This is a genomic window from Microtetraspora niveoalba (assembly GCF_001570405.1).
Classification (GTDB): Bacteria; Actinomycetota; Actinomycetes; order Streptosporangiales; family Streptosporangiaceae; genus Microtetraspora; species Microtetraspora niveoalba.
The window spans coordinates 165,963-177,344 of the sequence record NZ_BBYM01000009.1 but is presented as its reverse complement, the minus strand read 5'-3'; the positions used below and the strand labels follow the sequence as shown (position 1 = coordinate 177,344).

At 74.1% G+C, this 11,382-nt stretch carries 8 protein-coding genes and 1 pseudogene; 7 read left to right on the top strand and 2 right to left on the bottom strand.

Going from position 1 to position 11,382, the window contains the following annotated elements; all coding sequences use genetic code 11:
* Positions 1-115: 115 nt before the first annotated feature.
* Positions 116-1,180 (bottom strand): hypothetical protein, encoded by a 1,065-nt coding sequence (locus AWQ70_RS09850; protein WP_067173179.1) that lies wholly within the window; start codon positions 1,178-1,180, stop codon positions 116-118.
* 193 nt (positions 1,181-1,373) lie between these two features.
* Between AWQ70_RS09850 and AWQ70_RS41100 the strand changes: the two are divergent.
* The 3 genes and pseudogenes from AWQ70_RS41100 to AWQ70_RS09840 form a co-directional block, all read left to right on the top strand.
* Positions 1,374-1,751, top strand: a pseudogene (locus AWQ70_RS41100) (GNAT family N-acetyltransferase); the annotation flags it as partial.
* 113 nt (positions 1,752-1,864) lie between these two features.
* Positions 1,865-1,984 carry an NADAR domain-containing protein gene (locus AWQ70_RS40445; protein WP_084516769.1) on the top strand — a complete coding sequence of 40 codons (120 nt, stop codon included), beginning with the start codon at positions 1,865-1,867 and terminating at the stop codon, positions 1,982-1,984.
* 22 nt (positions 1,985-2,006) lie between these two features.
* The gene (locus AWQ70_RS09840) at positions 2,007-3,635 is read left to right on the top strand and encodes an ABC-F family ATP-binding cassette domain-containing protein (RefSeq protein WP_067173177.1); all 1,629 of its coding nucleotides are present in this window, start codon (positions 2,007-2,009) and stop codon (positions 3,633-3,635) included.
* A gap of 56 nt (positions 3,636-3,691) precedes the next feature.
* Here the strand turns inward: AWQ70_RS09840 and AWQ70_RS09835 are convergent, their stop codons facing one another.
* Entirely contained in the window at positions 3,692-6,094 is a 2,403-nt protein-coding gene (locus tag AWQ70_RS09835) for a M48 family metalloprotease (protein WP_067173175.1), read from the bottom strand.
* Positions 6,095-6,322: 228 nt separating this feature from the next.
* On the opposite strand from AWQ70_RS09835, the gene AWQ70_RS09830 reads away from it, so the two are divergent.
* The 4 genes from AWQ70_RS09830 to AWQ70_RS39795 form a co-directional block, all read left to right on the top strand.
* Positions 6,323-7,057 (top strand): Crp/Fnr family transcriptional regulator, encoded by a 735-nt coding sequence (locus tag AWQ70_RS09830; protein ID WP_067173172.1) that lies wholly within the window; start codon positions 6,323-6,325, stop codon positions 7,055-7,057.
* Between the two features lie 98 nt (positions 7,058-7,155).
* Positions 7,156-7,893: a hypothetical protein gene (locus tag AWQ70_RS38705; RefSeq protein WP_067173169.1), complete on the top strand. Its 738-nt coding sequence runs from the start codon at positions 7,156-7,158 to the stop codon at positions 7,891-7,893.
* A complete protein-coding gene (locus AWQ70_RS09820) occupies positions 7,890-10,763 on the top strand; it encodes a CHAT domain-containing protein (RefSeq protein WP_067173166.1) in 2,874 nt (957 codons plus the stop codon). Before AWQ70_RS38705 ends, AWQ70_RS09820 begins: the two co-directional genes overlap by 4 nt.
* Positions 10,760-11,382: hypothetical protein (locus tag AWQ70_RS39795; protein ID WP_169808642.1), on the top strand; the 623-nt coding region annotated here is incomplete at its 3' end. The genes AWQ70_RS09820 and AWQ70_RS39795, both read left to right, overlap by 4 nt.

The following is an 11,382-nucleotide window of genomic DNA, read 5'->3' as shown; positions in this document are numbered from 1 at the left end:
CGCGACCGCGCCCGCACCGCATCAGCCATGGCCCGGACCCTAGTGATCACCCCCGACAAATCCCGGGGATTCCCTTCGCCCCTTCCGGTCCGCTGCCGAGAGGCCCGGCGGGAACTCAGCCCCACCCCCCGGAAGAGTCTCCGGAAAAGCCTCCGGAGTCGGAGCCGCCCGACGAATGGCCGCCGTCCCATCCGGAGTGCCCACCGCTCGAATGCCCACCGGACGAATGACCACCGGAATAGGTGCTGTCCGGCGTATGCCCGTGGTGGGAACCGGAGTCGGCGCCACTTGAGTGCTCGACGGGCCCGCCGCCGGAGCCGTCCGACCAGCCGCCGGAGCCGTCCGAATATCCGCCCGAGTCTCCCGAAGCGCCCGACTCTCCCGAAGTACCGGGGTCCTGCTCAGACGCGTCCTCGAAGGTCCATGTCGACGACCATTCGTGTCTGCCGGACTTCGCCTGCGCTTTTCGACGTCCGGGGCGGCCGGGTATGTCCACCCAGGTCGCCCACACGAAGAAGGAGACGTCACCGCAGGCGAGTTCCACCTCGGCGCACGCGGCGACGTCCCAGTGGATGCGCTTGATCCCCTCGTCACTTCTCAGTGAACGCAGTGTGGAGGCGAGCGTCCAACCGTCCACCGGCCGGGGCCGCGATCGGGAGGCGCGCTTGGGCAGTGGCACCTCCGGGCGCACGTCGTCGCGGTAGACGATCACCGAATCGGCCTTCACCGCGTAGCGCCAGACCTCACGCGCCGCCTCCGCGGCGAAGATCTCCTCCCTCTTGCGCCATTCCTCCGTCAACCTGCGCCGAATCTCGTCCTGAACGGGCCGGTACGCCTCGACCGCGGCCCTGATCCGCCGGTCGGCGCGGCGCCGGTGCCCTGCGAGCGGCACTCTCCGCGTCCACCGGACCCCCCTCCCGCTCGACGGGCCCCATCTCGCCCTGAACTCCCTCCGGGTCGCGGCGATCTCCTCCCGGCAGCGCCGGGCGGCCGTCTTCCACTGGGTGCGCTCGTCCTTCGTCCCCGGCACCCACTCGACGTCCTCGCGGTTGACACCGCCCGTCCCGGCGTTCCAGACGAAGCCGTCGAAGAGGACGAGCGCGCTCTGCCGCAGGAACCCGAGGTCCTCGGCGATCGTCCTGACCCTGATCCACCCGGTGCCGATCTCCTGCCCGCCCATGCCGCCCTCCGCATGTGGTTCCGCCCCGTCCGCCCATCGTGATCTTCCATGGCGCCGGAGTCCAGAGCCGGTATGGCCGGCCGGCCCGCCGGATCGAACGCGGCGAGTCGCACCGGGGGGCGGTGTCGTCCGGAATTCGCTTTGACCATCGCGACCTCCGCCGGGAAGGATCGGCGGGGTGAAGGGAGGCGACATGCTGATCAGAGCGGCGCGGGCGGACGATGCCGGGGCCCTGAGCGAGCTGGCGATCCGTTCCAAGGCGTACTGGGGCTACGACGAGGCGTTCATGGCGGCCTGCGCGGACGAGCTCACCCTCTCGCCCGACCGGGTCGAGGCCGTACGCGCCACTGTGGCCGAGCGGGACGGGCGGGTCGTCGGCTTCGGCACGCTGGAGGGCGAGCCGCCCGAGGGGGCGCTCGGGATGCTCTTCGTCGACCCGGACGCGATCGGCCGGGGCGTCGGCCGCCTGCTGTACGAGCACATCGTGTCCGGTGCACGCGAACTGGGCTTCGCCCGCCTGACCATCGACGCGGATCCGCACGCCGAGGCGTTCTACCTCGCCATGGGGGCCGTCCGGATCGGCGCCACGCCGTCCGGGTCCGTCCCGGGGCGCGTGCTGCCGCTGCTCGAGGTCACCCTGCCCGGCCCGTCCTCGCCGCCGCGTTCGCCGGCCCGCACGACAGGATCTGGGGCATCGGGCTGGTCGCGGACGACGAGCGGGCCGCGAGCGCGTCCACCTGGCGCGGGCTGAATCTGCTCGGCTTCGCCCTGATGGAGGCCCGCGACGCCCTCGACGGCCGATGACCTCGATAACCTTGGGACCCTGATGAGCGCCACCCTTGTCGTGAAAGACCTCGCCGCCGGTCACGGCGACCGCGTCCTGTTCACCGATCTCGATCTCGTCGTCGCCCCCGGGGACGTCGTCGGCCTGGTCGGTGTGAACGGCGCGGGCAAGTCCACGCTGCTTCGCCTGCTGGCCGGGCTCGACACCCCCGAGCACGGTGCCGTACGGCTCAGCCCGCCCACCGCCAACGTCGGCCACCTGCCGCAGGAACCCGACCGGCGCCCGGGCGAGACGGTCGCCGCGTTCCTCGCCCGGCGGACCGGCGTGACCGCCGCGCAGCGGGCCCTCGACGCGGCCACCGAGGCGCTCGTGGGCGGTGACCCCGGCGACGCGTACGCGGAGGCGCTCGAGCGCTGGCTCGCCCTCGGCGGCGCCGACCTGGAGGAGCGGGCCGCCGAGGTGGCCGCCGACCTCGGGCTCACGATCGACCTGGACCAGGAGATGACCGCCCTGTCCGGCGGGCAGGCGGCCCGCGCCGGGCTGGCGTCGCTGCTGCTCAGCCGCTATGACCTGTTCCTGCTCGACGAGCCGACCAACGACCTCGACCTCGACGGACTCGACCGGCTCGAACGCTTCGTGACCGGCCTGCGGGCCGGGGTCGTCGTGGTCAGCCACGACCGCGAGTTCCTCGCCCGTACGGTGAACCGGGTCGTCGAGCTCGACCTGGCCCAGCGGCAGGTCCGCGCGTACGGCGGCGGCTACGACGCTTATCTGGAGGAGCGCGAGGTCGCCCGCAGGCACGCGCGCGAGCAGTACGACGAGTACGCCGAGACCAGGGCGACGCTGGAGTCCCGCGCCCGGACGCAGCGCGCCTGGATGGAGAAGGGCGTCAAGAACGCCCGTCGCAAGGCGGGCGACAACGACAAGATCGGGCGGAACTTCCGCACCGAGGCCACCGAGAAGCAGGCCGCCAAGGCCCGGCAGACCGAGCGGCTGATCGAGCGGCTGGAGGTCGTCGAGGAGCCGCGCAAGGAGTGGGAGCTCCGGATGGAGATCGCGGCCGCTCCCCGCTCCGGCGCGGTGGTGGCGACGCTGCGCGGCGCGGTCGTACGGCGCGGCGGCTTCACGCTCGGCCCGGTCGACCTCCAGATCGACTGGGCGGAGCGCGTCGCGATCACCGGCGCGAACGGCTCGGGCAAGACCACGCTGCTCGGCGCGCTGCTCGGGCGGCTGCCGCTCGACGAGGGCGCGGCGGCGCTCGGCCCCGGCGTGGTCGTGGGCGAGGTGGACCAGGCGCGTGCGCTGTTCGAGGGGGACGAGCCGCTGCTGGACGCGTTCGGCGCGCTCGTCGAGCTGCCTCCGGCCGACGTCCGCACGCTGCTCGCCAAGTTCGGCCTGCGCGCCGACCACGTGCTGCGTCCGGCGGCCACCCTGTCCCCCGGCGAGCGGACCAGGGCGGCGCTCGCCCTCCTCCAGGCCCGCGGGGTCAACCTGCTCGTCCTCGACGAGCCGACCAACCACCTCGACCTGCCCGCGATCGAGCAGCTCGAAGCGGCGCTCGCCACGTACAAGGGGACGCTGCTGCTGGTCACCCACGACCGGCGGATGCTGGAGGCCGTCCACACCACCCGCCGCCTCCACGTCGCCACCGGCCGGGTCACGGAGAGCTGATCCGCCCACCGGAAGCGCCGCTCACGGAAAGCTGATCCGCCCACCGGACGCGCCGCTCACGGAGCGGCGTAGACGTCGAGCGTGACGACCATCCGCAACATCGGCGCCGACAGAAGGACGTCCACGTCCGTCCCGGCGACGCCGAACTTCGGAGCCCAGCTCGCGTCCATGACGGCGGGGCGGCGGGCCAGGTCGATCACACCCATGATCTCGGTGTCCGTCGTCCCGCCTCCCGTCTCCGTCCGGATCGGCAGCCAGAACTGCACCTGGTCGCCCTGCCGCAGCCACCCGCCGAGCCCCGGGCTGATCGCGGGATGCGGAGCCATCGTCGAGAAGGACAGCCGCCCGTCCCGCTCCACCCGCCAGGAGCCGGCGCCCAGCCACCCCCACGCGGTCGCCTTCCACTCGGGCGGGCCGCCCGTCTGTTCGAGCGTCGTGAACCCGCCGAACCGGAACTGGACCGGCGGCTCCGCGCCGCCCCAGGGGCGTACGTCGACCAGGGTCTCCCGTACGGACTCGGCGGCACTCGGGAGGGTGGGCCCGCCGGTCGGCCGCGCAGGCGCCGGGGAGGCCGGCGCCGGCGCCGCGGACGGCGGGCCGGGCGTGGCCGGGATGTCCACAGCCTGGGACTGGCCCGGCGCGGGCGACTCGTCCACCGCGACCGCGCCGCCCGCCACCAGGACGCCGGGGACGAGCGCCGACAGCAGGTACGGCGCGAACCGCTGCCGTGCCGCGGGCGCGGGTGTCCAGATCCGCGACCACAGCGGGGCGAGCAGCGGCCAGTTGACCAGCAGGACGGCCAGCTCGACCAGCGTGGCCCGCGCCTCGGCCAGCTTGGCCGGAAGCTCACCGGCCACCGCCGCCACGGCGTCGGGTGGCGGGGTGCCGTTCAGCGAGTACGCGAGCACCTCGAACAGGCAGATCGCGGCGAGCCGTACGACGATCGCGGACGGCCAAAGCGCGGCGAGCGCGGCGGCGCCGCGGGGACCTGACCGCAGCGCCCACAGCCGCGTCCGCACCGGCGGGTGGGTGAGGCCACCGAGGACGCGGCCGAACCTGCGGCCGGGCGTCCGGCCGGACGCCGCCGGGCCGAGCGCCCTGGCGAGCGCGGCGGCGCCCACCCTCCCGGCCGCGTACCGGTCCGCGCCGAGCTCGGCGACCCAGAGGCCGGCGACCGGCAGGATCAGCGCGATCGGCACGGCGGCGGCCCCCTTGAGCAGCGAGAGGAGCAGCGGCGCGGCGTCGGGTCCGCCCCACACGAGGTAGAGCACGATCGGCACCAGTCCGAGGGCGGCCAGGGCCGCCCCCCATGCCCTGACCATCCACGCGAACGGGCTGGCGAGCCCGACGATCAGGTGGTCGCCCTGCCGAAGGTGGGCGATCTCGTGGAGCAGCACGGCGTGAGCCGCCGGCCTGTCCTCCTGCCAGAGGCGGATCAGCGGGGGATACACGGCGATCCGGGCCTCCCGCCAGCCGACCGGGTAGACCCGCGCGAGCCGGTCGTGCCGTGCGCCGAGCCGCAGCTCGACGGCCGCGGCGTGCCGCCGGACGAAGGCCGTCATCTCCGCGACCACGGGATCGCCGCCGGGCCGCAGCCGATGCCGCCTCTCGGCCCATCGCCCGCGCGTACGCGGGAACAACACCCCGGCGGCTCCCGCGAGCAGCAGGACGGCCGGGAACATCTGGACGACTCCGGTGCCGGTCAGGATCGCCGTGGCGGGGAGCCGCACCCCCTCGGCCAGGTGGGCGACCAGCGTGCCGATGCCGTCGATGTCCTGTCCCAGGCTCTCCAGCAGGTACGGCACGCCCGGAGCGGTCACGCCGAGGAAGTAGAACCACAACCAGGGCGGCGGCATCCAGTCGCTCGCCTCACGTCCGGTGGCGGGCGGCCTGTCCCGGCCGGAACGGTCCATCCGGATCCGTCCCGCCGGCGGGCTGCCGGCGAGCGCCTGCAGGAAGGCCTCGATCTCCGCCTTGTCCCGATCCGGCTGGAACACCAGCTTGAGTGTGTCGTAGGTCAGCTCCTCGGCCCGGTCCGCGCTGACCTCCCGCGCCAGCAGCCGGTCGCGGAACGACGCGATCGCCTGGTCGAGGACGGGTTCCGGACGCGGATCCCCGGGGCCGTCCGCGGCCTCGTCCGCCGCGGGCGGGTGCGGCCCGGACGCGCCGCGGGCCCGGTTCAGCGCGACGAGCAGCAGCAGGTTGACGAGCGGCTGCGCGGAGAGCAGGCCGAGCAGATCGCCGGAGACGGCCCGCAGGCCGTCGAGGATGAACGGCAGCTCGCCGATCGGCGCGCCGGCCCCGAACCCGCCCGGCTCCGCGCCGGCCCCGCCGCCCAGCAGCTCGCGGCGGCGCCTGCCTCCGGCGACATAGGCGGCGCCCGTCAGCTCGGCGGAGGGCGCTTCGGCGGGGGTGATCTGCTCGGCGATGCGTCGCGACCATGAGGCGACGGCGACCATGGAGCCTCCATCGTGCTGGGGGGATCACGTGTGGGGTCCGGCGAGGATCGTGACATCTCCGACGCCTCGCATCCAAGGGGCGATGTGTTCCACTCTGCGGGAATTCGATATGCGATATCAATTGAGCGGCGACAGTCGGCATTGCACGGTCAGTGAGCTATAAACGTAGATCGCGGCAGTAAGAATAGAACGTGCCAATCGACCGGGGGTGGGAGGATTGGAATATCCATGTCACAACCCGGAAACGGACCCCGCCGTGTCGGCCCGTGGCCTCGCGGCAGCCTGCTGGCCGCGCTCGAACCCGAGATCCGCGACGAACTGCTGCGGCTCGGGACCTGGCAACAGTTCGCCAGCGGTGACTTCCTCCTCATGGAGGGCGACCGTTCGTCGAAACACGTCTTCCTCATCGCCGGCGGTTGCGTGAAGGTCGTCAGCCACACCGACGACGGCAAAACCGCCCTGCTGGCGATCCGGATGGACGGCGACGTGGTCGGCGAGCTGGCGAGCCTGGACGGCAGTCCCAGGGCCGCCACCGTGATCGCCGTCGGCTCCTGCGACGTGCGGCGGATCAGCCAGTCGGCCTTCCTCGCCTTCCTCTCCCGGCATCCGGCCGCCGCGCTCGCGATGAGCCGCACGGTCGCGGGAAAGCTGCGCCACGCCACCTGGCAGCGGGTCGCCTTCAGCACCTCGCCGGTGCCGGTCCGGCTGGCCCGGGTGCTGCTCTACCTCGCCGCCAGATTCGGCGAGCAGCGACCGGAGGGCGTGCTGATCCGCGTCCACCTCAGCCAGCCCGATCTCGCGGCGCTGGTCGGCGCGCGCGAACACAGCGTGCACAAGGGGCTGCGTGCCCTTCGAGAGAAAGGGGTGATCCATACCGGATACCGAAAAATTCTCATTATTGACATGAACGCCCTCAAGGAAGAGGCAGGCGACACCGGAATCCCGCCCGAATACGGGGTTTGAGCCACCGCGAGCCCGCAGAGTGTCGAGAGACCACGGATCGGTGAGCGGCGGCCTCCCGCCATGACCGATTTCCGGCGCATTGTCAGGCAGGAGGACGCATGGACGATTCTGACCCGGTACGGCGGCTGTGCGCGGTGGTGGAGGCCGAAGTCTCGGAGGGCGGCGAGGGCGGCGACCCGGTCCCGCCCGATCTCCTGGCCGACCTGACCGGCCTGGCGGAACACGCGAGCGAGGCCGCCGAACTGGACGGGGTCGCGTTGCAGACACTGGATCGATCGGAGGGCGTCCGCGAGGGCGTGCTTCTGGTGTTCCGCGCCGGGGTGAACGAGGGCCGTGTCGTCGCCCATCTCGTGCGGGAGCTGAACAACGCGCTGTGGCGCCACAACCGGCGGGTCCACGGCCGGCGCCGGCTCCGCTGCCGGATCTCCTTCCACCAGGGTCTCGTCCGGCTGACCGAAACGGGGTACGAGGGACCGGCCGTCACGGTCGTCACGCGGTTGTGCGCGAGCGCCGGGCCGCACATCGGAGGGGCGGGCGGCGACGCGCCCGATCTCGCCCTCGTCATCGAGGCGCGGCTGCTCGACGACCTCGCCTATCCCGAGACCCCCGACCTACACAAACGTGATTTCCGCCTGGTCACCGTGTCCGTTTCCGGCTCGCCCGTGCCGGTGTACGTGCACGTTGCGGGAGAGGGGCCCGTTCCCGCAGATGGGCCCGTTCCCGGAGAGGGGCCCGTTCCCAGAGAGGGGCCCGTTCCCGGAGAGGGGCCCGTCGCCGGAGAGGGCCGCGTCGCCGGAGAGGGGCGCGTCGCTGGAGAGAAGGGAAGGAGCGGGTGACGCCCGCGGGGCTCCGGCTCACCGGGCTCGCCCCGGTGGTCGAGGTCGCCGAGCCGGTCTACACGCCGGACGGGGCGCTCTCCCGCTGGCGGCGCGTCCCGCCACGACGCCGCGACTCCCATCTCTCCCGCCTCTTCGCCGCCCCCGAGGCCCGCCTGCGCACCGGCGGGGTTCTCGAACTCGACCTGGGCTCCATGACGCTCGCCGGCGGATGGCGCACCGCCGGAGACTCCCTGCTCCTGACGGCCCGGTACGACAACGCCCGCGGCGCCGTCCCGGCCACGTTGGACGGCTACCTCCGGCCGGCGGGCGACGGCTGGTCCCTCGAGGCCGTCTACGTCGGCCCGGGGCGTATCGGAGACGTCGTCGCGCATGTCCGGCAGCGCTTCGCGGCGCTGCCCGCCCACGGCGCGCCGCCGCCCCCGGCCCGCGAGGAAGCGCCCGGCCAGGAGAAGGCGTCCGGCCGGGAGAAGGCGTCCGGCCGGGACGAGGCATCCGCCCACGAGGTCCCGCCGGGCCCAGGGCTCCGCGGCCGGTGGCGGGGTGTGCTCGGCGAGCTGGCGGCGTGGGAGGCTCCCGCCCGGCAGGCCGGGGCATGGGCGGCCGTGGGGGACGCCGGGCCGACGCGTCCGGGAGGCCCGCCCGGCCCGCGGGGGTTCGTCCGGCTGGCGCACGGCCCCGACGTCGCCGTCGGCCTGCTGCCCGCCGACGGGAGGCACGGCTGGAACCTCGTGGTCCTGGCCCGGGACGGCGATCCGCCGGCCGCCGGTCCGCGGAGCCCCGCGGAGCTGCGCCGCCTGGGCGTCGACCTGCTCACCGAGGGACGGTACGGCGGCGCGTGGCCCCTCCTCGACGAGGCGGCCCGGGCGTACGCGGCCGAAGAGCCGGAGCGGGCGCCGGCCGGGCACCTGCTCGACCGTCTCACCCTGGTGGACGCCCGGCTCAGGTGCGCGTTCTCCCGAGGCGACGTCGGCCGGCTGCCGGAACTGCTCGTCACGGCGGTGGACCTGCGGCGCGGGATCACGCTGGGCGACCGGTCGCTGAGCCCGTGGCCGGACGCCTGCGCGTTCGTCCGCTCGTCGGTGGAGGCGCTGCACGAGCGTCTGGCGCGGGTCGCCGGTCTCAGCGCGGCGCATCCCGTGCCCGAGGCGTCGCGCGCGGCGGCGCTGGCGGCGGCGGCCGGTGGGGCGCTGCTGGACGACGTACGCACCCTGTGCCGGCCGCTCGACGAGCCCGCCGCGCTCGACGCCGGGGTGCGCGCCCTCGACGCCGCGCTCGAAGCGGCGGCCGGCGCGCTGCGCGCCGCCGCGGCCTTCCCGGACGCCGCCGACAGGGAAGATCCCGATCCGGCCCGCGAGATCGTCGTCATGACGGCTCTCGGCGGCGCCGAGGAGATCGAGCTGCTCCGCCGCCACCTGGCGCGGTCCGACCCCGCGGGCTCGGCGCGCACGATCCGCGACCGGACCCGCCAGGCCGCCGACATCATGGCGGCGCACGTGGAGCTGTGGCGCGGGCTCCTGGACGACCATTGGGAGAAGATCCTCTCCACCGATCTGGCGGTCCCCTTCTACGAGCGCCTGGTCCGGCTGCTGCTCGAACTGGACACCCCCGAACACGCTCTGGCCGCTTCCGAGATGTCCCGCGCCCGCGCGTTCGCCGACATGCTGCGCGAGGGCGACACGGGCACGCGCGACACGGGCACGCGCGACACGGGCACGGGCGACACAGGCAACGCGGGCGACACGGCCGGCGCCGAGGTCGTCGACACGTCCCGCCTCGCGGAGATCCTCGCGGGCCACGACGCCACCGTCGTCGAGTACTTCCTCTCCGATGACCTGCTCGTCGTCTGGGTCGTCCCGCCGGGCGGCCCGGTGCACGTGGTCACCTGCCTCGTCGACCGGGCGGAGCTGGCCCGGGCCGTCGCCGACTTCAACCGCCTCGCCCGGTCGCACCGGCTGGAGGCGAGGTCCCGCGCCGCCATGGCCGCCGCGCTGCGCCTGCTCGGCGCGACCCTCTGGGACGTCGTCCCGCGCGAACTGCTGCCCGCCGATCCGGACGCGCCCGTCACCGTCGTCCCGTACGGCGAGCTGTTCCGGGTGCCGTTCGGCGCGTTGCGGGACGAGGCGGGGACGTACCTGGCGCAGCGGCACGCGATCCGGGTGCTGCCCGCTCTCGCGATCCTGCCCGACCTGTCCGCCCGCGGGAAGACGCGCGGGAAGACGCCGCCCTCGCTGGTGGCGCTGGTCAACCCGGCGCCCCTCCCCGAAGGGGAGCCGCTGACGCTCACCGAACGGTGCTTCGACGAGATCGCCGAGCTGTACGGCCCGGGGGCGTACCAGGTGCACACCGGCTCGCGGGCCTGCCTGGCGACGCTGCGCGAAGTGGCGGGTGAGGGGAGCGTGCTGTATTTCGCGACCCATGCCAGGGCGGTGACCGGCCTCGACGACGACCCGCTGTCGTCGTTCCTCGCGCTCGCGCCGTCCCCCGGGCACGACGGCCTGCTGCGCGCACGCGAGGTGCCCGGCCTGGGCCTGCGCGCCGACCTGGTGATCCTCGCCGCCTGCGAGACCGGCTCCGGAGCGGTCACCGCCGACGGCGTCATCGGGCTCAGCCGGGCGTTCCTGGGGTCCGGGCCGACCGCGCTGATCACGACCCTCTATCCGGTGGGCGAACGGGCGACCCTCGACCTGATGACCGAGTTCCACGAGTTCTGGCTGCTGGACGGGATGGCCCCGGTCAGCGCGTTACGACGCGCGCAGGCGGGTTTCGCCGCCGCGCAGCCCGCCGCCGCCCAGGAACCGCATATCTGGGCGGCGTTCACCTACTTCGGGCTGGGCCCGACACACGACGAGGAGGTCCGCCGGCCATGACCGACCAGACGCCCCCGCTGCCCGAGTCGGAGGTGCTCGCCCGGCCCGACCTGTACGGCGCCGAGCAGCTTCTCGGCCCGGGAGCGCGACGGCCGAGGGAGTCCGGAGTCACCGTCGCCCGGCCGTACGCGTGCCCGGTGCCGGAGGAGCTGCTCTCCCCCATGGTCCGCGCCAGGGCGCGGGCCGCGAACGTCCGCCACTACGAGGTGCTGTTCGCCTTCGACCTCGAGGAGCCGCCGCCGGGCCGGTACTACTCGGAGGTCGGGTTCGAGGTGCGCCTGGCCGACGACGACGCCGTGGCGCTGCGGGTGAGCGCGGACGACGGCGCGATCGAGGAGATCATCGGAGTGGTCCCGGACGCCGCCGCCCACGACGGCGCCCGCGCCACCGGGCGGCGCGCCCGGCTCCTGGGCCGGCTGCGCGCCGCGCCCGGCGCCCCCGTGCCCCGCGTCTTCGGTACGCGGCGCGGCGGCTTCGGCTTCACCGTGGCCTCGGACGGGGACCGGCCGCTGCCGCGCCTGTCGTACGGCCTGCGCGTCCTGCTCGAACTTCCGGCGAACATCCCGGACCTCGCGGGGAGCCTCACCGTCACGACCACGATCAGACGGGTACGGCGGGC